Source organism: Nitrospina gracilis 3/211 (genome assembly GCF_000341545.2).
Lineage (GTDB): Bacteria > Nitrospinota > Nitrospinia > Nitrospinales > Nitrospinaceae > Nitrospina > Nitrospina gracilis.
The window spans coordinates 2,885,257-2,906,469 of record NZ_HG422173.1; the positions used below are offsets into that span (position 1 = coordinate 2,885,257).

The following is a 21,213-nucleotide window of genomic DNA, read 5'->3' on the forward strand; positions in this document are numbered from 1 at the left end:
ATTCACTCATACTGGTTTTCAACATGGTCAAGACAATCGAATACATGGACGGCGTGGTCAGGATGATCGACCAGACCCGCCTGCCTTCTGAGACGGTTTTTGTGGACTGCAAAACGATAGAAGACGTCGGTGAGGCAATCCGCGGCATGGTCATCCGCGGTGCGCCGGCCATCGGCGTGGCCGCCGCCATGGGCATCAGCCTCGGCGCCAACGCCATCGACGCCGCGGACTACAACACGTTCATGGCGCAATTGGAACAGCAGTGCGCGAAACTCGGTCAGGCGCGGCCGACGGCAGTGAACCTGAAATGGGCCATCGACCGCATGCTGACGGTGACCAAAGCGCACAGCCACCTGTCCGTCTCGGACATCAAGCAACGCCTCAAGCAGGAAGCGATGGCGATCTACACAGAAGACATCGCCACCAACGAAAAGATGGGGGGGTTCGGCCAGTCTCTCATCGAAGACAACAGCACCATCCTCACTCATTGCAATGCGGGCGCGCTGGCCACGGCGGGATTCGGCACCGCGCTCGGCGTGGTTCGCGCGGCGGTGAACGCGGGAAAAAACGTGCGCGTGCTCGCCAACGAAACGCGGCCGTTCCTGCAGGGCGCGCGGCTGACGGCGTGGGAACTCAAAGAGGACAACATCCCGGTCAAGCTCATCACCGACAACATGTGCGGTCATTTCATGCGCAAACAGGAGATCGACGTGGTGGTGGTCGGAGCGGACCGCATTGCCGCCAACGGGGACGTCGCCAACAAGATCGGCACCTACATGGTGGCGGTGATGGCGCGCCAGCACGGAATCCCGTTCTACGTCGCCGCACCGGTGTCGACGCTCGACCTGACGCTGGCTTCCGGCGATGCCATCCCCATCGAGGAACGCAGTGCGGAAGAAGTGGTGACGCTTAACAAACAACGCATCGCACCGGAAGGCGTGGACGCTTCGCACCCGGCGTTCGACGTGACGCCGAACGAATTCGTCACCGCCATCATCACCGAGCGTGGCATCGCGCGTCCCCCTTACACGGAATCACTGAAGGCGCTGGCCGGGGCATCATGAAGGCGATGATCCTGGCGGCGGGCTTCGGCACGCGGCTGAGACCGCTCACCCTCCACACCCCGAAACCCATGGTGCCGGTCATGAACCGCCCCATGCTGGAGCACTCCATCCAACTCCTGCGCGGCCAGGGTATCAACGACCTCACCATCAACCTGCACCACCTGCCGGACAAAGTGATCGCGCATTTCCGCGAGGGCGGTGGCTTCGGCGTGCACATCAACTGGTTGAAAGAGGAAGCCATCCTCGGAACTGCGGGGGGCATCAAGAACGCCCAGAAGTTTCTGGAGGGCGCGCCGTTTCTGGTGATGAACTCCGACGTTTTCGCCGACATCGATCTGAAACACGTGCAGGCGTTCCATGAAGAAAAGGGAGCGGTACTGACGCTGGTTCTCAAGGCAGGCGACTCACCGGAAGCCTGCGACCCCATCGAGATCGACGACAGCGGACGCATCGTGCACATGCCCGGCGTGCCATCCAAAAACACACCGGACACGGATCACCGCTACACCTTCACCGGCATTCAGGTCATGGACCCGCGAGTGTTCGACTACATGGCGGAGGGTGTGTTCTCCGGCACCACCACCGACGTGTTTCCGCAGATGATCGAAGACGGCCTGCCCGTATACGGCTACATTCACGAAGATTACTGGATCGACATCGGCCAGCCGGCCAGCTACCACCGTATCCACCGCGACGTTCTGGATGGCACCACCCGCTGGCGACTGCCTGAGCCGTCTGCCGATCCCGGTCGGGCCACAATCATTCCGCCAGTACACATCGGCCACGAATGCACGATTGCCGAAAGCGCGCGTCTGGGCCCGTACACGGTTCTGGGCGACGGCTGTGTGATTGGGGAAAACGTGACCGTGGACAACACGGTCTGCTGGCGCGGCATCACGCTGGAGGCGGAAGCGCGAGTGACGCGGTCGATCCTGGGCGACGGCGTCACCGTATCCACGGCAACGCGGTGCGAAGACGCCGTGCTGGCGGCGAAGGCCTGACAACCGCCGCGCCTTCTCAAAAAAAAAACCCGGCGGGGACATCCCCACCGGGTTTTTGTTTTTCCTGGTAACCGGTTACAGCGCCTTGTGGTTTTCCAGGGTCATGGTGCTGACCACCACCTCGCTGTTCTGCACATCGATAACCCGGCGCCGTTGTGGCAGGTCGTAATTGCCGACGCGGGTGTAATCGTCGGTGTAACTCTCGACGTTTTTGATCGAGTTGTCCTTCGGATTGAAATAGTAAACCGTGTAGTTGCGGGTCAGGAACTTGTCTTCATGGTTCTTAACACTGTCTTCGATGTTGATCGAAAACGCAACGTGCGGCGTCTTGCGGTTGATCTGCCGGATACGGCCTTCCTTGATGCGGTAGAACGAACTCATGCCGTCGCCGCCCATGACCACGGCGCGGCCCATGGGATGCGTGCCGTCGTCGCCAAAGGTCAGCTTGTACTTGCCGTCGGACTGATCGAACGAGCGCGGTCCGCGGTGCATGGCGATGGACGCAAGGTTTTCCGAGGCGAATTCCTTCATGCTCTCATCGGTGAGGCTGAGTTCGATTTCTTTCGGGCCCTTCACGGTGACGGTGCCCTTCTCTTCCTTGCCGTTGATGTTGACCGTCACATCCGCTGCGAAACCTTTGAAATCCGCATCCCAGCGGGCGGTGTTTGAAAACACCTCTTCCAGCGCCTTACGCGCCTGCGGATCGTCCTCCACGGTGGATTGAACGTCTTCCGGTTTGGTGTAGGTGGCCATGATGTTACTCCTTGAATTGCCAGAGGGTTTGAAAAGTATGGGTGATCGTTATGTAGACCGCAGGGCGTTCGCGGATCTGCCCCGCGCCGTTTCCAGATTTGTCTTTTAAGAAGCCCACATTCTAGCACAGGCTTTCTGACCCGTAGAAGGGCTATTCCTCACCCCGCGGGCTGGTAGAAAACCTGAATATCCGCTTTCTTACGCAGGCTGTCGATGTAGCGCGCAATCACTTTTTCCGCCTCGCTGGTGAACAGGTAATTCTGAATCGAGGCCTTGACCTCCTCCAGCGGTACATCTTCTGCGGGTTTGGTTTCATTGAGCTTGAGAATATGGAACCCGTATTTGCTTTTGACGATGCCGCTCACCTCTCCAATTTTTAGCCTGGAGACCGCTTCGTCGATTTCAGGGTCAAACACGCCCTTGTATATGAAATCCAGGTCACCGCCTTTTTCGGCACTGCCCACGTCTTCCGAATGGGTCCGCGCCAGTTCCGCAAAATCCGCGCCCGCTTTCAGCTTCTCGTAAACCGTTTCAATTTTTTTTCGTGCCTCGGCAATGTATTTTTCCTTGTCCGCTTTCAACTGCTCAATGGGGGTTGTCTCAATGACATCCACGGGAATGAGCGGCACAAAGATATGCTGGGCACGGTACGCTTCCGGTCGCTGGAACACATTTTTCCTCTGCTCATAAAAATGCTCCACCTGCTGGTCGGTGATGACAATCTTGTTTTTCACCTGATCACGCAGAAGGCTGTTGGCGGTGAGATCGACCTCGATCGATTTCTTGATGTCCTCTTCAGTCAGTCCACGGGCCTCAAGCGCTTTTTGGAAAGCCTCTTCCGATTCGTAGTTTTCCTTTAGCTTGCTGAACTGTTCCGACACCAGTTTGGCGTCAACGTTAAACCCGGACTTTCCGCCTTCCTTAAAGATCAATTCGCGGTTGATCTCCCGGTCAAGAATATCGAGCGCCAGGCGTTCACGCTGGTCCAGCGGCACCGCCTCTTCACGGTCCTTCAGCATGCGGTTGAGCTCGAACCGGATGTACTTGGACTCCAGGTCCACGCCATTCACCCGGGCGACCACATCCGGCAGGTTCATGTCGCCGGTGACATCGCCTTCAAAATATTCAGGCTGCGCCATTGCGGGCAGGGCCGCAACCATCCACACCAAAACCGCAAGCACGGTCCATTTTCTAAACAAAGAAACCCACATCCGTTTTCTTCCTTACAAATTCAAAAAAGTTAAACCGACCGGAATCGGCCCACCAGGCGGTGGAGATGTCTGATTGTGAAAAAGGGTATCACTCCGGGACGAGGCAGGCAAGAAGCCGCCAAAAGGTGCCGGGCCAGAATGGATTCCCGGTCCATGAGGAGGGACGTTCGTTTTTACCAGAGCGGGTGCTCGGTGGCAAGAATAAAGCCCGGACGGGGGAAGCAGCCCGCCCGCCCCACCCCGGGTGAGGCTGTCGCCGTTGACTCCCTTCAACGATTATGTGAGAATCACTGCCTACTTTTGGGGCAATCCTTTCAATGCGTTGGAATCCAATTCGATCCCGGGGCGAGATCCTTTTCGGCTGCCTGTTTTTGTCCGGCTGGACCAGCCTGACCTACGAACTGCTCTGGATCAAGCAGATCACACTTCTCATTGGGGGCACGCTGTACGCCATCAGCGCGGTGCTGTGCGCGTTCATGGCGGGGCTTGCAATGGGTGCATGGGGAGGTGCACGCATACTTCAGCGTTTCACCGATAAACCCGACCGGCTGGTGCGCCTCTACGGCGTTTTGGAAGGAAGCATCGGTCTTTATGCCCTGGGGTTTCCGTTCCTGTTGCAACTCGTCGAGGTGGGTTATCCGCTGTTGCTGACCCTTTCTCTGGGATCGGACACCCTCCTCCACTTCTGGGAGTTTGTGCTTACCACCCTGCTGATGCTCCCCGCAACGTTCATGATGGGCGCGACGCTACCGGTGATCGGGCGTTGGCGCATCGGGGACCGGCAGGACCGAATATTCATCGACCTTTCGGTGCTCTACGGCATCAATACGCTGGGCGCCATGGGCGGCGTGCTGTACACGCAATTCGCTGGCACCCGCTTTCTGGGAATCGAGGGCACCCTGTACTCGGCCGTGGCTCTGAACCTTTTGGTATTCGCCGTGTGCTGGCTGTGGCGGGGAGAGACGATGCCTGCGAAAGACGTATCCGCACCGTCCAGAACCCAATCCAAAGATGCGAAAGGCGAACCGCCTCCCGACCGAAAACTGGCGTGGCTTCTGCTTTTTCTGTTTTTCTTCTCCGGCATGGTGGCGCTGTCGAGCGAAATCCTGTGGACGCGCGTGCTCGTGTTTCCGCTCGGCCACTCCCTTTACTCCTTCGCCATTATCCTGGCAACGTTCCTGTTCGGAATCGGCTTCGGCAGTCTGGTGGCGGAGAAAATCCTCGGCACTGGAAACTGGATCAAGAAGTTCATCGCGGTGGAAATCGCCGTCGGCGTGCTGGGCCTGCTCGCCATCCCGGCTTTGGATTCCCTTACCGTATGGACGCAGGAACTGGACAGGCTGTTTTACGACGTAGACGCCACCGCTGCCCGCACGCTGTGGATGCGGTCGCTCATGGCCTTCGGTTTGATGATCCTGCCCACCCTCGGTTTCGGCATGATCTTTCCACTTGCCGGACACATTCACTTCAACCTGTTCGGCACGGTCGAGCGCACGCTGGGCAACAGCTACGCGGTGAACACCGTGGGTGCGATTGCAGGCACGGTGTTGACGCCGTTCCTTTTCGTGCCCCTGCTCGGCATCCGGGGGTCGCTGTTTGCCCTGTTCGGAGGCCTGCTCTTCCTGGCCGTCACGGCGTGGGCATGGCACTGCGGGAAAACGCTGAAACGCTTTGTCACGGGTTACGCCACCGCCGCTTTGGTGTTGGCCGTGGTGTGGGCCGCGTCTCCTCCAAATGCCTCCTCCCACACACCGGGTGAAGGCAATCTGGCGCGCATTGAAATCAACACCCCATCCGGAAAACTGAAACTACTCGACTACGAGGAAGGCGACTTCTCCACGTTGAGCGTGGTGGAGGACACCCGGAACGGCGGACGCACGTTGTATGTCGATGGGTTCAGCACCGCCACGGCCTCCGACTCCCTCGGCGGCAGTGCCTACATGCAGGCTATGGGACTGGTCCCCATGCTGTTGCACCCCGACCCGAAAGATGCGTTGGTCATGTGCTTCGGCACGGGAAACACCCTGGGTACCGTGGCGACGTTTCCCGGGGTGAGCGTGGACGGAGTGGAGATCGACCGCAACGTACTCGGCATGGCCCACTGGTTTGAGCGCTGGAACCAGCACGTCCTCGACAAACCCAATGTCGATATTCACATTCAGGATGCGCGTCGCTTCATCCGCTGGACCGATCGCCGGTACGACGTCATCACCCTGGAGCCCATGTCGCCGGTGCAGGCGGGAGTGAACAACCTGTATTCGCGGGAATTTTACGCCGAGGCGCGAGCCCGCCTCAAAAGCGGCGGCATCATGATGCAGTGGCTGCCCCTGCACCTGGTGACACCTGAGGACGCCCGGGCCATATTGAACACTTTCCAAGCCGAATTCCCGCACGTCTCCGTTTGGAACAGCTTTCTGACCCGCATCGTCCTGATGGTCGGGACGGAGCGCCCCTTGAAGCTCGACAAAAGGCGTTTCGATGCCGTGAACCAAAACCAAAGCCTGAAATCCCTGGCAGAGGACATCGGTCTCTACAGTTTCATTGACTTTATGGATTTCTACATCTCGGGGAACGATGCGTTGAATCCAACCTGGAAGAAAGCGCCCGTGGTCACCGACGACAACCGTATACTGGAACATTCCGACGCGGTGCTCGTGCCGCCGCTCAAACGCGAAACGGACGAATCGTTTCTCAATTTACTCTTGGCACGGGTGGGGAAGACGCCACCCATTACGGGGGTGACGGAGAGAGAGGCGGTGTTTTACGAAAGCCAGTTCCGCCTGCGCACAGCGCAGAGGCTGTCCGTTTTTTCCCAGCGGTACCAGGGGGCGGGACACGCTCAATTTTCAGAAAAGAATTACGAAAGTGCCATGAGGCGGGTACAAGCGTTTCTTAAAAAATCAGGGGATCGCGCGGTGCGTCTCCGTGAGGGAGGCTGGAGTCCGGCCAGGCCCTGAACCGGACATGTACGGGCAGGCCCAAATGAGGGCATCAACGCTCACCCGAGCGCCCACCCCGGTACTTGAACAGGCCGGCAAAAATATTGTAGATGAACTTGCCGACAAACAGAAAGACCAGAATCAGGAAGGCATAAATGATGGTGCCAAAGAAGGCCTCCGAGCCTTCGCCACGGTCGAAACCGAACAGGGCTTTCATCCAGTTGTCGAAACCCGTCCAGGTATCCACAAAGAAATTTTTGATGTCTTGGAATATACCAGTAATACCACCTGTGGCTCCATCCAGTTTTTCCTGCGCCTCTTTGGACGCATCGGTCACTTCCGTATCCGAATCCCTCTGGGCCACTTCCTCATAGACGTTGGCTGAAAGTGCGGGGCCGGGCTGTAGAACCACGCCCCCCAAAATCAAAATACCCAGCAGAATTCCTCCCATCCAACCTGAACACCATCCACGAGCTGATACGCTTTGGCAGGTATGCATTTGTCCCCTCCTGCGGAGAGTTTCAAGCCAGGATCAGATCTTTGACTTTGGCGAACGTCTCCGATTGTTTGATGGCCGTCTGGCCCTCCTCCGTCAGGCCGTTGCCGAACAGATCGAGGTACTTGAGGTCGGCTAGCGTCATCGACGCGGCGAGGGCGCGTGCCCCCTCATCCCCGATTCGGTTCTGGGCCAGGTCCAGAACCTCCAGTCCGGACAAATGGAGGGACTCGGCGATGGCTTTGGCCCCTCCCGGTCCCACCTTGTTCTTCCACAAATTCAACTGCTTCAGGTGCGAAAAGTTCGCCGACCCGGCCAGAAGCTGAACAGACTGGTCATCCAAATCGTTGCGCTCCAGGTGAAGCCAGGTCAACTGCGTGAGAACGGGCGACTCCGCGAGGGCGCGAATCCCTTCGACGGTGAGTTCATTCCGCTCCAGGTTCAACTGCCGCAGGTTTTTCAATCTTTCGTCCTGCGCCAGCATTTTGACTCCCTCATCCCCGATGTATTTCACATGCAGGTCAAGCGAGGTGCCGTCGGCACTCAGATTTTTTTCAATCAGCACTTCAACGGGTTGATCGTTGAACGGTCTCGTCATTTCAGTATAAACATCTCAGGTTAATTTTGGAACCCCGATATTGGCTCAATTTCCGGGGTCCGGTCGGATTATTTCCGGATGTGCCCAAAGCGGCTGAAATCGTTTGGACTTGATTTCAATTGTAGACCCCCTTGGTATTTTGTCAACCGACCCCTCTACACATAAGAACAATAATAAAGGCAAATCCAGTTGCCTTTCTTCCGTCCGAAAGGCATGCGGGGTATTTCCGCGAACCGGAAACTGTGAGATGATAGAAAACAAGATGTATCTATATACCTCCTGATGCCGCCTGAGAGTCCATTCATGGCCGAAGACCCTTCAATCCTGTATCGTCCGGAAACCCTTTCGGAAATTTCATCACTCAGCCTGCGAGCCATGACGCTGGTGGAGGGTTTGCTTTCCGGGCAGCACCGCAGTCCCCACAAGGGATCGAGCGTCGAGTTCGCGGAATACAAGGCGTACACCCCGGGCGACGACATCCGGCATATCGACTGGAAGGTGGTCGGCAAAACGGACAAGTACCACGTCAAACAGTTCGAGCAGTCCACCAACCTCAAATGCACCATCCTGTTGGATACCAGTGGATCAATGGGCTACGCCTCACCGCTCAAAAAACAGGACGCCATGCCCAAGGCGCAGTACGTGCGCACGCTGGTTGCGGCGTTTTCGTACCTGCTGCTCAAACAGTTCGATGCGGTGGGGCTGCTCACGTTCAATCGGTCGGTGACCAACCACATCCCGCCGCGATCCAAACCGTCGCATTTTCAACACATCCTTCATGCCCTGGCGGAATGCAAGTTTCAGGGGGAAACGGACATCAGCCAGGTCGTGGGCGACATCATCGAGCGCCTGCCCGGGCGCGGTATGGTCATAGTGGTCTCCGACCTGCTGGTTCGCGACGACGACGTCCTGAAAACCCTGAAGTTCCTGTGTTCTCGCGGACTGGAAGTTTTACTGTTCCAGGTTCTGCATCCGGATGAAATCCACCTGCCTTTCGACGGCGACATCATGTTCGAATCGCTGGAGGACGACCCGCCTGTAGGCCTGGATCCGGCGGATGTGCGCGAACAATACCAGGCCGCAGTGCAGGAGTTCATCAGCCATTTCCAAACCAGTTGCCCGTCCCTCGGAATCGATTACCAGTTTCTCGACACCGCGACCCCGCTCGAACAGGCGCTCCGTTATTACCTGCTCCGGCGCAAAAGCCTGCTGAAACTATGAGCCTCCAGTTTTTATCACCGTGGTTTCTGCTGGGCCTGCTGGGCATCGCCCTGCCCATTCTGGTGCACCTGCTCACCCGCCGCCAGCAGAAACGGATACCCTTCTCGGCCGTGTACCTGCTCGAGCAGGTGCAGAAACGGAGCATCCGCCGCTCGCAACCGAACCGACTTCTGCTCCTGTTGTTCCGTTGCCTGGCGATCGCGTGTTTGAGCCTGGCCCTGGCGAGCCCCATTTTTTCATTCGGCGGACCGGAGGAATTTCTGCCATCGAAACCCACCGCCAACGTGATCCTCGTGGACAACTCCTATAGCATGGCGGCACGGTCCAAGGACCAGACCCTTTATAACCAAACTGTGGAGTTTACGGCGGCTTTGCTGGAACGCCTTCCCGCAAACAACACCTTCAGTCTCGTTTACGCCTCCGATCCGGCCCGGGTGGTGCAGGACTGGACCGGCGATGCGGCCCAGATCGTCAAACTGCTCAAGCTTTCGAAACCATCGTTTCAGACCACAAGTATCGGCCAGGGTTTGACCCGGGCATACGACCTGCTGAGCACGGTAAAGGAAGAAAACCGGCGAATCTTCGTGCTGACCGACCTTGACCGTAACGGCTGGAAGGAAAAGGAACTGGAGAACCTGACAGAGGATCCCGGATCGGTACCGATCAAGGTCGTCGACTTTTCCGCACACCGCATGGAAAAAAACCGCGCGTTGGTGGAGCACGTTGACCTGACGCAGGAATTTCTAACCAACAACCGCATCCTGCGGGTGGAGGCGAGAATCGCCAACCTGCAACCGGACACCGCCATCTCCCAATTACGCGTGGCACTTGTGGTAGACGGCCAAACCAAGAGCGAGGATTTCATCGACGTCCCCCCCGGCGGTCGTGTGGACAAGGCGTTTTCCTTTCCATACCTGGGGCGGGAAGCAGTGCAGGGTTATGTTGAAATCCAGGACGACGGACAGAACGTGGACAACCGCAGGCTGTTCTCGTTTCAACCCGACCGCAAGATCCAGGTTCTGATAGTCGATGGCGACCCTCGCGGTGTGTCGCACCAGAACGAATCGTTTTACGTGGAAAAGGCCTTGAATCCGTTTCGCGCCACGGTGACGGACATCCAGCCCACGGTTTCGACCCTGGCGGAGCTGACCGACCGCAAGCTGGAGCAGTACTCGGTGGTCATTTTGTGCAACGTGCGGTCCCTGCCCTTTGACTACGAACGCAGGCTGGAGGAATTTGTGAAACGGGGGGGCGGTTTGTTCATATCGCTGGGCGACCAGGTGGACGCAAAATTCTACAATGAGAAAATGGGCATCCTGCTTCCCGTTACACTCCAGACACTCAACCAGGTCGATGGGAAGAGCGAACCTTTTAGGTTGCAGGGGGGTGAAAACCCGCACCCGGTGCTCCGTACGTTTCAGGGTAAATCCATGCAACAGATGGCGCGGGTGGCTTTTTACGCGCTGTATAGCGTGGCACCGCGGGCAGAGCGGAATTTCCTGGTACCTATGCGCTACACCAACGAGTACCCGGCGCTGGTGGAATCATCATACGGCCGCGGCAAGGTGGTGCTGTTCACCTCCAGTGTCGACCGCGACTGGAACCAGTTCCCCATCCAGCCCACGTTTTTGCCGTGGGTGCAACGCTGGGTGAAGTACATCGCGCAAAGCCTGGAAAGCCTGTCCGAGCAGGACCTCAAGGTGGGCCATCCCATCCTGCTGGAGGATGTCGGCCCGTATGCTTATATCGTGGCACCCGGCGGGGGCATCCTCGCATTGGAAAAAGCCGGGGACTCGGATTCGCAATTCAGGGACACCTGGACCCCCGGACCCTACCGCCTGTACCAGTCAACCCAATCCCCAGAGGGCGAGCGCATTGAAGGGGAAACGGGCACGCGGGTCAATCAGCTTCCGGCGGACGCGCGGTACATCGGCACGGTGACGGTGAACATCGACACGGCCGAATCCGTAACGGAAACCCTCACACCGGACGAGGTGAAAAAATTGCTGCCGGGGTATGCGGTGACGGTTCTCCGCGATACCGACATCAGGGAATCGTCGCAGGTGGAAGGCGGCGTGCCTTTGGTGGGTCCCTTTCTGTTTCTGCTGGCCTGCGTGTTCCTGGTTGAAGGCTGGATGCTCCGGCGGGAATGAGACGGCCCTCCGGCTCGAAAGCGGGGTCTCGTCAATATCCCTGCATTTGATATAATAGGAAAAATTCCGAACTGCCGTATCACCTTTTATGAGGTCGCCAGGTACCGTATGATTTCCCGTCCCGCTCGCCTTACCATTGTTTTCTTTTTCATTTTGACCCTGTGCCTTCCCTGGAACACCGCCGCCGCACCTGTCTCGGAAGACACGATCCGGAAAGCGGTGAATCGTCCCCCGGACGAAATCGACCTGTCCGAAACCCTGTTGCTGGTCTCCAAACACTGGCAACCGGCGTTGGATCTCGACCACCTGCGCAAACAGCTGGATTCCCTCACCGATAAAGCCCGGCAAAAGTTGGGGGAGAACCCGACCCCGCAAAAAACCGTGGAGGGGCTGACGAGTCTTATCCACAAACAGGAAGGGTACCGGTTCACTGATTCCGTGGATGCGGCGGGAATGCCGACGGTTCCGGCGGAGCTGTTTCTGCACGGCCTTTTAGAAACGAAACGTGGTTACTGCATGAACCTTTCCTTATTATATTTGATCCTCGCCCAGCGGCTGGACCTGCCCCTTTACGGCGTGCCTTTGCCGAATCACTTTTTCGTGCGGTACCAGTCGGCCCAATACCGAGTCAACATCGAGGCGACACAGGACGGAGCCCATTTTGGAGATGATTTTTACCGCGACCGTTTTCAGGTTGCGGAAAACGCATCGTACTTTCTGAACAACCTCAACGCCCGGCAAACGCTGGGCGCGTATTTTTCAAATGTGGGTCTCACTTTTTACCGCAACCAGCATCCCGACACCGCGGTGTTTTACTTGAGACTGTCCACAGAGATCAATCCGAAGTCAATCGACGCGCTGAACAATCTTGGCAACGTTTATTCCGAAATGGGCCGTATGGAAGACGCCATCGTCCAGTACAAAAAAGCTCTGGAAGCGGATCCGGAAAACCTGTCATCGCTTTTCAACCTGGGCGTGGCGTACGCTCAGGCGGATCGCACCGACGAGGCGATCGAAACGTTCTTGCAAGTGGCGGAGCGGGAACCGCGTTTTCCACCGGTGCACGACCTGCTGTCGCGCCTGTACGTGCAAACGGGAAACCACATCGCCGCCCTGCTTCATACCAAACTACTCGACCGCCTGCAACCCGGCCAGTTTGAAGTGCGCATGCAGATGGGCAACATCCTGCTGGAAATGGGGGAGGCCCAACTGGCACTCGGAGTATTCGAATGGATGCAAGGAACGTTTCCTGAACGCCTCGAGATCAACGAACGCATGGGTGAGGCGTATTACCTGATGGACGACTTCGACAAAGCCATCGTTCAGTACGAGTACATCCTTGAGCGGGCCCCGCAAAGCCTTCCGGCCTACGTGCAGATGGGCTGGGTGCATTACCGCAAAGGCGAGCTGGACAAAGCGGTGGAGTGGACCCAACGCGGCCTGAAGGCCAGCCCGCAGTCGAATCCATTTCTGCCACTGGCCTTCATGAATCTGGGGTTGTACCACGTGCTGAAAAAAGATTTCGTCGCCGCCCGCCAGTGGTACCGGAAAGCACTCGATGCGGATAAGGACAACACAGTGGAAGGCATGGTTGACGATCTCAATGAAGCCCGTGCCGGATATCCGGGTTTGGCGGAGATCGACTTTTTTTCCGGCTGGGTTCTGCATGAAGGCGGCCGCACCCAGGAGGCCCAGTCGAGCCTGAAAAAATTTTTGTCCACCAATCCGGAAGGTGAACTGGCCGTCGAGGCCCGCACCATGCTGGAAAATATTGGTGAGGTCGTGCCCGCAGGCATGGTGAAGATACCGCAGGGATTTTTCATCATGGGCGACGACCACCATGGCGACGACGAAGCGCCCAAACACAAGGTGTACCTGGACACGTATTACATCGACAAACATGAAGTGTCCGCAGCCGAATTCGCTGAGTTTTTAAATGCCATGCCGGAGACCAAACGGTTTTTCGGAATCAACAAATTTGGAACGATCGAACAAAGGGGAGGAAATTTCATTCCACGGCGCGGTCTGGAAAATTATCCCGCCAACAATGTAAGCTGGTTTGGTGCGGCGGCGTACTGCAAATGGAAGGACCAGCGACTGCCCACTGAGGCGGAATGGGAAAAAGCGGCTCGGGGTCCCAATGGCAACCTGTTTCCGTGGGGTAACGATCCAATCTCCCCGCAGAAAAGCCGCTACAACCTCCAATGGAACGAAAACATCCGGCACCGCGTGATGGTTCCCGTTGATTCCATGCCCGAAGGAAAGAGCTTTTACGGAGTTTTTCACATGCTTGGAAACGTGAAAGAATGGGTGGACGACTGGTATGACCGGGAGTATTATAAAGAAGAAAATCACAAAACTAACCCGAAGGGTCAGATCGGCGGCGAATACAAGGTGTTGAAAGGAGGCTCATGGCGGGACCTCCGGTCGTTCGTATACGCTTCCTTTCGTAACAACAGCTACCCCGCAGCCATGGTAGACGATTACGGATTCCGTTGCGCCTGGAGCGCCACCTCCCCCGATAGCCAGACTCCGAGAAAACACATTTCGTTTGACCCGGTGCCCGGTTTCAAAACTCTGAGCCCGGCAACAGGGGAAGGAACGGCACAACCATGATCGGCGCAATTGAAATCCTGATCATCCTCGTCATCATCGGCATCATCTACAGCAAGGATGTCGTTGACAAGACCTGGCGCAAGCGTCCCGACGAAGGCGTAGTGGAAAGCTTTGCCGTGGACGTGAAGGACTATTACAAGGAAAACCCCAAACGCCTGGTCTTCGCCATCATCGGCACGGTAGTGACCCTCATTTTCGTCGTCACCCTGTTTTACTGGTTGTGGACACGTACCGATTTCAAGCAAATGCTGGGGCTGGAATAGCCCACCTTCTTCCTCTCAATAGCTGAACCCCGTATCGCGCACGTGTACATAGGGTTCCCCACCTTTCAAGGTTTTGCCGCCGACAATCTCTCCAGTATAAAGAATATGATCTCCGAACCTTTGTTGTTCGCGAACCTCGCATTCCAGATAAGCCACGGAATCATCCAGAATCTTGATTCCCTTGTGTCCCTTGGACACATTGAGTCCCTGAAAAATGGAAACGCCTTCCGCGGGCGGTTTAAAGAAATGTTTGAGCAGGCTGTTTGATTCTTTACCAAGGATGTTCAAGGTGAATGCGCCTGAGGCTTCCACCAGCAAACGTGCCGGCCGGGTTGTGCCAAGCACAATGGTCACCGCAGGCGGTTCAAACGAGCACTGATTGACCCAGCTCGTCAGCACCGCATCCTCCCGATCCTCATGTGCGGCAGTCACAATGAACAATCCACTGGGCACACGGCCCAAGGCTTTGCCTATCTGTTTTTTATTTCGCAAAACAAATTCCTCGCTCGGATTGACTTAAATTCCAGAAAGAATTTTCGCAATGGTTGATAATTTCCAATTGTTCACAACGGGTGCAAACAACCGCGAACCTGCCTATATTGTCCTAAAATTCAAAGCATTTGACCATACCCCAAACCCCCATGGACCTTATGTTTCTTCCGAACCCAGACGGCACAGGGCATTCCGTAAACCCCTATTTTAAAATAAGTTGCAAAGTCACAAAGATTCATAAAGACGTTTTAAAGGATTGAACCTGATATGTAATTTCTTTACGATAAATAGTACCAGTCTTGAATCATCACACGACAGGATACTGCCAAATGAGTTCCGATATCCAGCCACAAAACCCCTCTTTTCAAATACCGGCCGTCAAGCTCGAGTTGTTGAAGCAAACCAGGGTTTTTGGCCTTCTCGACACGGCGAATCTGGAAAAGCTTTTGAGCGAAGGCCGGGAATGGCACCTGAAGGAAGAAGATATGCTCCTCAAGGAAGGCGACACCAGCAAGTCTCTTTTTGTCATCCTGAGTGGAGAAATCGAGGTGACCCGGGGTGGCAAACTTATTACTAGGCTGCAAAGCGGGGATCTTCTAGGTGAAATGGCACTCATCGACTTCAAACCGCGGTCTGCAAACGCACACGCTTCCCAGGAAAGCCTGCTGCTGGAGGTTGAGGAGGAATTGTTCCGGCAAACCGTGGGCAGCAATCCACAGGCGCTGTGGGAAATGTTGCAGATCCTGTCAACGCACATCCGGGGCCTGCTGGGCTCGCTGGAACAGGACATCCTGTCATTACGCCATTTCACCCACGATCTCAAAAACTGCCTGACTCCCCTGGGCTATGCCGAGTTCTGGGCCTACGAACTGCTGGGCAACCTGCGAGGCACCGACCAGGAACATCGGCCACGGCAGGGGTGGGACACCGCCCAAAAATGCCACGACACCATCTCCTCCGTCAAAAGCGACCTTTTGACCATGGTTGAACAGGGTCTCTCCCGAATTAAAAGCAAAAGCGTGGAGCACACCAAATCCGATTATGACCTGACAAAACTGCTGCACGACACGGTGGAAGAAATCAGCCTGCACAAGCACCTGAAAGGTAAAAAGGTCGTGTTTCAGAACAACGGGACGGAGCACTTTGCCCGGTTCAATTATCTGGACATCAAACGTGTGATCCAGAACCTTTTGATCAACGCCGGGTACGCCACCGAGCCGGAAGGCGAGATTCACATTCACCTGAAATATAACGGAGACCGGGTTCAGGTGGGAATACAGGATTTTGGCGACGGCATCAGCAGTGAGGTGCAAAACGTGCTGTTCAAGGACGTATACACATCCAAACCGGATGGCAACGGGTTCGGACTGCTGTCCTGCCGCGAGATCATCGAAGACCTGCACCGCGGGCGCATCTGGTTCGAAACCGAACAGGGAATGGGCTCCACCTTTCTTTTTGAAATCGAACGCGACCCTGTCTACTGACGGCCACGGGGCGGTTTACTTCCAGCCGCCTACGTCCACCTCCCCGGAATTTCCCCTCCGCAATCGGGACACTTCCCCTGCTCCCCGAGCCGATTGCGAATCACCCTAAACCCGCGCCGCTCTATGAGCACGGCCCTGCACCCCGGGCAAAACGTGTTTTCCGAATCGCCCACTTCTCCCGGACGGTTGCCGCTGTACACATAACGGAGTCCCTTGGAGAGCCCGATGTTGCGCGCGCGATGGAGCGTCTCCACAGGCGTCGCCGGAGTCAAATCCATTTTGTAATTGGGATGAAACGCGGTGACGTGCCAGGGGATGTCGGGCGACACATCGGCGAGAAATTCGGCAATGCCGTTCAACTCTTCATCGCTGTCGTTGTAGCCAGGGATGATGAGCGTCACGATCTCCAGCCAGAACCCCATTTCGTGCACCTGCCGGATGGTGTCCAGCACTTCCTGAAAGTTTCCACCCAATAGGTTGTATTTCTTCTCGTCGAAGCATTTGAGGTCGATCTTGAACAGATCGAGCCACGGATGCACGTATTCCAGCACCTCCGGCGTGCCGTGCCCGTTGGACACATAGCCCGTCACCAGTCCCCGCGACCGTGCTTCCCTGAATACCTCGACCGCCCATTCGCTCGTGATCAGCGGTTCGTTGTAGGTGGAGACGATGGTTTTCGAGCCGTGGCGAATGGCCACATCGCAGATTTCGCGCGGAGTCGTCGGGCGGTAATTTTGTGTGGCGCGGTCGTCGCGGAGCGTCTGGCTGGTGAACCAGTTCTGGCAGTAGGCGCAACGGAAGTCGCACCCCAGCATGCCGAAGCTGAGCGCATTGGTTCCGGGGAGCGCGTGAAAAAACGGTTTCTTCTCGATTGGATCGTTCTGCACCCCGGCGGTATAGGCATACGGGACGAGAAGTTGCCCATCGAGGTTGTAACGGATCTTGCACACGCCGCGCTGGCCGGGCTTCAGGGTGCAACGGTGCCCGCAGGCGGTGCAGACGAGTTTGCCGTCGTCGAGGGGATGGAATAAATCGCCCGGTCGGGTCCGGGAGTCGAGATCGGTCAGGGTGAGGGTTGGCATCGTTCGCCTCCAGACTTGCTTAGGAGAGAGCCAGGCCGGGGAATGCTCCCGGTTCTACTCGGTGGTGACGTCGCTGTTCTTGTCCAGCGCCCCCACCATGGAATGCCAGGACAGGCTGGCACACTTGATGCGCGAAGGGAACTCGCGGATACCTTTAAAGAGAGACAGCTTGCCCAGGTGGTTGTCCTTGTGTTCTTCGGGATCGAATTCGCCCAGCACCATGCGGTGAAATTCATCGAACATCACCTTGGCCTCATCCACCGTCTTACCTTTCAGGTTGTGCGTCATGAGCGAGGAACTGGCCTTGGAGATGGCGCATCCCGATCCCATAAAGCTGATGTCCTGGATGATGCCCTTGCCATCGATATTGAGGTACACGGTGTAATCGTCACCACACAGCGGGTTGAATCCGTGGCACTGGTGCGTGGCGTTATCGATTTCCCGGAAGTTGCGGGGCTTTTTGTTATGATCCAGGATCACCTGTTGGTACAACTCGTTGCTGTAAGACATCCCTAATTACCTTCAATTCGTTATCACATCCCACGGCCGCCTGCATCGTGCGCCCGGCGGAGCCATGGGATCAGGAAAAAACTTTGATCGCCTTGCGGATGCTCTCCGCGAGAACATCAAGCTCCTCGAACTTATTATAAAACGAAACCGAGGCGCGTGTCGTGGCCGGAACCTTGAACCTCTGCATGGTCGGCTGGGCGCAGTGATGCCCGCCGCGCACGGCAATGCCGTCCTGATCCACCAGGGTCACCATGTCATGCGGATGAACCAGATCATGGTAAAACGACAGGATACTGGCCTTGTTTTCCGCCGTACCGATGATGCGCAGGCCGTCGATGTTCTCCAAAAGACGCGTGCCGTACTCGAGCAGTTGATGTTCGTATTCGGCGATCTTGTCGATGCCCACCGCCTGCATGTACTCAATGGCGGCGGCGAGGCCGATGGCCTGGCTGATGGGCGGCGTGCCCGCCTCGAACCGCGACGGCGGCTCGTTGAACGTGGTCTTTTCGAACGTCACCTGCCGGATCATGTCGCCCCCAGTCACATAAGGCGGCATGCTTTTCAGCACGTCCATCTTGCCGTACACGCCGCCGATGCCGGTCGGTCCGTACATCTTGTGGCCGGAGAAAGTATAGAAGTCGCAGTCGAGTTCGCGCACGTTGAGGCTCATGTGCGGCGTGCTCTGCGCCCCATCGATCAACACCACCGCCCCCGCCTTGTGGCCAAGGTCGATGATTTCCTTGATCGGGTTGATGGTTCCGAGTGCGTTGGATACGTGGTTGACCGCGACCACCTTCGTTTTCGTGCTGAGCAGTTTCTCGTACTCCTCCATGAGGAGCTCGCCCTTGTCGTTGCACGGGATGATCTTGAGCTTGGCGCCTTTTTCCTCGGTGATCATCTGCCACGGCACGATGTTGGCGTGGTGCTCGATCTGCGAGATGATGACCTCGTCGCCTTCGTTGAGGAATTTGCGGCCGTAACTCTGCGCCACCAGGTTGACCGACTGCGTGGTGCCGCTGGTGAAGATGATCTCGTTGCGGTCGGGCGTGCCCAAAAGGTCCGCCACCTTCTGCCGCGCTTCCTCGTACATGCGCGTCGAGCCTTCGCTCATCTTGTACGCGCCGCGGCGCACGGTGCCGTACTCTTCCGAATCGAACTTGCGCACGCGCTCGATCACCGCGTTCGGTTTCTGCGTGGTTGCGGCGTTGTCCAGGTACACCAGCGGTTTGCCGTGGACCTTCTGCGCGAGAACGGGAAAGTCTTTGCGGATTTTATCGACATCCAAAACCGGATTGGGTGACGCCACGGTGCCGGTGTCAGACATTATCGGCCTCCAATTTTTTAAGCAGGTATTGGTTGAAATCCCGAACCACGTCCTCAAACGGAACCGCATCGATGATGCTGGTGACAAAGCTCTTGGTCAGAATGGATTTGCCCACCGCCTCGGACAGGCCGCGCGTTTTCAGGTAAAACAACTGATCCTCATCGATCTGCCCGACCGTTGCGCCGTGCGTGCATTTCACATCGTCGGCGAAAATCATCAGGTTCGGCTTGGCGTCCGCCTTGCCGTCATCCGACAGCATAAGGTTGTTGATCAACTGGTCGGAGTTGGTCAACTGCGCGCCCTTGTCGACAATCACGGTACCGTCGAAACTGGAGCGGGCCTTGTTGTTGATGACGTTGCGGAAAAACTGGTTGCTGGTGCAATGCGGAGCCTCGTGGTGAACGCGCACAAAATTGTGCGCCTGCTCCTCGTTTTCCAGAACGGAAATGCCGTTCATGTTGAGTTCCGCGCCTTCGTCTTTCAGACGGACTTCGTAATGGTGGCGGGCGAGACGGCTTCCCGACGATCCGTTGGTACACACGAAACGGCTGTTGCGGTGCAAATGCACCCGCGTTTTGGACATGTGCCACACGGCGGGATCGTCCCGCTGGACCTGCCAGTAAGTCAGGCCCGCGTCGGGGTCCACCAGAAAATCCTGCACGGCGTTGACGAAATATCCCGCGCCCTGCCCGATGAACTTCACCGCCAGTTTGAACTCCGCCCGTGGTTGCAGTTTCACCAGCAGACGCGGGTGACTGGCAACGGTACCATTGTCCGTACCGGTGGACACGTAGAGGACCTGCAGCGGTTTTTCGATCACCGCCTTTTCCGCAACACTGACGACGAGGCCGTCTTTCGCAAAGCCGCTGTTGAGCGCGGCGAATACATCGTTTTCCTCTTCCACCGTCGCCAGCAGGTATTCCTGAACGGCCTCATCCTGGATGGCCTGAACGAGCGGGGTGATTTTCACCTCCGCTTCCAGCCCCGAGGTATTGGACAGTTTCTCGTCGTACACGCCGTTGACGAACACGATCACCCGGTCCTGACAGGACGGATAAACCGCCGCCTGCACTTCTTTCGCATCGGCGGCCGCGTGGCCAGTCAGTTGGAACCGGGTTTCGGTGAGGTCGTGCGTGTTGACGAAGGTGTACATCTCGTGCTTGCGGTGCGGAAACTTGACCGCCTCGAAGCGCCGGATGCCCGCCTCGTTGAGCGGTTTGAGTGCGGGGTCGGAGTCTTTCAGAAACTCCTTGTGCAGGTCGAGGACCGCCTGCTCGCTTTCACTGATCACATCTAAAGTCGTGGACATACGCTCTCCTCACTTGGCGGCGGTGGCGACCCAGTCGTAACCCTGGCTCTCGACCTCGAGCGCCAGATCTTTTCCACCGGACTTGACGATTTTGCCGTGAGAGAACACGTGCACGTAATCGGGTTCAATGTAATTCAACAAACGCTGGTAATGGGTGATCAGGATCAGCGCGTTATCCTTGCTGGTGAGCTTGTTGATGCCGCTGGCCACGGCCTTCAATGCGTCGATGTCCAGACCGGAATCGGTTTCGTCCAGCAAACCCAGTTTCGGTTGAAGCACCGCCATCTGCAGGATCTCATTTTTCTTTTTTTCACCGCCGGAGAAACCGTCGTTGAGGGCGCGGTCCTTGTAGCGCGGGTCCATGGACACCAGCTTCATCTTCTCAACCAGCAGGTCGTCGAAGTCCAGCGGATCGAGCTCCTCTTCACCGTTGTGAACGCGTTTGGCATTGTAGGCCATGCGCAGGAACTCGGCGTTGTTGACGCCGGGAATCTCCACCGGGTACTGAAAACCCAGAAAGATGCCTTCCAGTGCACGCTGTTCGGGGTCCATGTCCAGAAGGTCCTTGCCTTCAAATTTCACCGTGCCCGCCGTCACCTGGTAAGCCGGGTGACCGGCCAGCACCTTCGACAGCGTGCTTTTGCCCGACCCGGTTCGGGGCCCATGAGTGGCGTGAACCTCCCCTTTGTTCACGGTC

Annotated in this window: 18 protein-coding genes; 8 read left to right on the top strand and 10 right to left on the bottom strand. The window is 56.9% G+C overall.

What is annotated here, in order from left to right:
- Nucleotides 1–23: 23 nt before the first annotated feature.
- Complete coding sequence (gene mtnA / locus TX82_RS13840) at nucleotides 24–1,064, top strand: S-methyl-5-thioribose-1-phosphate isomerase (protein WP_005005620.1); 1,041 nt, start codon at nucleotides 24–26, stop codon at nucleotides 1,062–1,064.
- Nucleotides 1,061–2,065: a nucleotidyltransferase family protein gene (locus TX82_RS13845; RefSeq protein WP_005005623.1), complete on the top strand. Its 1,005-nt coding sequence runs from the start codon at nucleotides 1,061–1,063 to the stop codon at nucleotides 2,063–2,065. Before mtnA ends, TX82_RS13845 begins: the two co-directional genes overlap by 4 nt.
- A gap of 75 nt (nucleotides 2,066–2,140) precedes the next feature.
- Here TX82_RS13845 and TX82_RS13850 read toward each other — a convergent pair whose 3' ends face one another.
- Nucleotides 2,141–2,818, bottom strand: a complete 678-nt coding sequence (locus TX82_RS13850) for a DUF3386 family protein (RefSeq protein WP_005005625.1) — start codon at nucleotides 2,816–2,818, stop codon at nucleotides 2,141–2,143.
- Nucleotides 2,819–2,976: 158 nt separating this feature from the next.
- On the bottom strand, nucleotides 2,977–4,029 hold the full coding sequence (locus TX82_RS13855) for a peptidylprolyl isomerase (protein ID WP_005005627.1): 1,053 nt from the start codon (nucleotides 4,027–4,029) through the stop codon (nucleotides 2,977–2,979).
- Nucleotides 4,030–4,400: 371 nt separating this feature from the next.
- Here TX82_RS13855 and TX82_RS13860 point away from each other — a divergent pair, with 371 nt between their 5' ends.
- On the top strand, nucleotides 4,401–6,986 hold the full coding sequence (locus TX82_RS13860) for a fused MFS/spermidine synthase (RefSeq protein ID WP_187291977.1): 2,586 nt from the start codon (nucleotides 4,401–4,403) through the stop codon (nucleotides 6,984–6,986).
- A gap of 34 nt (nucleotides 6,987–7,020) precedes the next feature.
- Here the strand turns inward: TX82_RS13860 and TX82_RS13865 are convergent, their stop codons facing one another.
- Nucleotides 7,021–7,467, bottom strand: coding sequence for a hypothetical protein (locus TX82_RS13865; RefSeq protein WP_005005630.1), 447 nt, complete (start codon nucleotides 7,465–7,467; stop codon nucleotides 7,021–7,023).
- 22 nt (nucleotides 7,468–7,489) lie between these two features.
- Complete coding sequence (locus TX82_RS13870) at nucleotides 7,490–8,062, bottom strand: leucine-rich repeat domain-containing protein (RefSeq protein WP_005005632.1); 573 nt, start codon at nucleotides 8,060–8,062, stop codon at nucleotides 7,490–7,492.
- A 303-nt stretch (nucleotides 8,063–8,365) separates the two neighbouring features.
- On the opposite strand from TX82_RS13870, the gene TX82_RS13875 reads away from it, so the two are divergent.
- The 4 genes from TX82_RS13875 (at nucleotide 8,366) to TX82_RS13890 (ending at nucleotide 14,315) form a co-directional block, all read left to right on the top strand.
- Nucleotides 8,366–9,283 (top strand): DUF58 domain-containing protein, encoded by a 918-nt coding sequence (locus tag TX82_RS13875; RefSeq protein ID WP_005005634.1) that lies wholly within the window; start codon nucleotides 8,366–8,368, stop codon nucleotides 9,281–9,283.
- Nucleotides 9,280–11,436 (top strand): BatA domain-containing protein, encoded by a 2,157-nt coding sequence (locus tag TX82_RS13880; RefSeq protein ID WP_005005635.1) that lies wholly within the window; start codon nucleotides 9,280–9,282, stop codon nucleotides 11,434–11,436. Before TX82_RS13875 ends, TX82_RS13880 begins: the two co-directional genes overlap by 4 nt.
- A 108-nt stretch (nucleotides 11,437–11,544) precedes the next feature.
- Entirely contained in the window at nucleotides 11,545–14,052 is a 2,508-nt protein-coding gene (locus TX82_RS15425) for an SUMF1/EgtB/PvdO family nonheme iron enzyme (RefSeq protein WP_005005636.1), read from the top strand.
- Complete coding sequence (locus TX82_RS13890; RefSeq protein WP_005005639.1) at nucleotides 14,049–14,315, top strand: hypothetical protein; 267 nt, start codon at nucleotides 14,049–14,051, stop codon at nucleotides 14,313–14,315. Before TX82_RS15425 ends, TX82_RS13890 begins: the two co-directional genes overlap by 4 nt.
- Nucleotides 14,316–14,330: 15 nt before the next feature.
- On the opposite strand, the gene TX82_RS13895 is transcribed toward TX82_RS13890, so the two are convergent.
- The gene (locus tag TX82_RS13895; RefSeq protein ID WP_005005642.1) at nucleotides 14,331–14,807 is read right to left on the bottom strand and encodes a flavin reductase family protein; all 477 of its coding nucleotides are present in this window, start codon (nucleotides 14,805–14,807) and stop codon (nucleotides 14,331–14,333) included.
- Between the two features lie 329 nt (nucleotides 14,808–15,136).
- On the opposite strand from TX82_RS13895, the gene TX82_RS13900 reads away from it, so the two are divergent.
- On the top strand, nucleotides 15,137–16,291 hold the full coding sequence (locus TX82_RS13900) for an ATP-binding protein (protein ID WP_005005644.1): 1,155 nt from the start codon (nucleotides 15,137–15,139) through the stop codon (nucleotides 16,289–16,291).
- Between the two features lie 29 nt (nucleotides 16,292–16,320).
- Here the strand turns inward: TX82_RS13900 and amrS are convergent, their stop codons facing one another.
- The 5 genes from amrS to sufC form a co-directional block, all read right to left on the bottom strand.
- Nucleotides 16,321–17,373 carry an AmmeMemoRadiSam system radical SAM enzyme gene (gene amrS, locus TX82_RS13905; RefSeq protein ID WP_005005646.1) on the bottom strand — a complete coding sequence of 351 codons (1,053 nt, stop codon included), beginning with the start codon at nucleotides 17,371–17,373 and terminating at the stop codon, nucleotides 16,321–16,323.
- Nucleotides 17,374–17,427: 54 nt separating this feature from the next.
- Nucleotides 17,428–17,883: a Fe-S cluster assembly sulfur transfer protein SufU gene (sufU, locus tag TX82_RS13910; protein ID WP_005005647.1), complete on the bottom strand. Its 456-nt coding sequence runs from the start codon at nucleotides 17,881–17,883 to the stop codon at nucleotides 17,428–17,430.
- Nucleotides 17,884–17,953: 70 nt separating this feature from the next.
- On the bottom strand, nucleotides 17,954–19,207 hold the full coding sequence (locus TX82_RS13915; RefSeq protein ID WP_005005653.1) for a cysteine desulfurase: 1,254 nt from the start codon (nucleotides 19,205–19,207) through the stop codon (nucleotides 17,954–17,956).
- A complete protein-coding gene (gene sufD, locus TX82_RS13920; RefSeq protein ID WP_005005656.1) occupies nucleotides 19,200–20,516 on the bottom strand; it encodes a Fe-S cluster assembly protein SufD in 1,317 nt (438 codons plus the stop codon). The genes TX82_RS13915 and sufD overlap by 8 nt, the downstream gene beginning before the upstream one ends.
- 9 nt (nucleotides 20,517–20,525) lie before the next feature.
- The coding region (sufC, locus tag TX82_RS13925) for a Fe-S cluster assembly ATPase SufC (protein WP_144079269.1) at nucleotides 20,526–21,213 on the bottom strand (688 nt) is incomplete at its 5' end.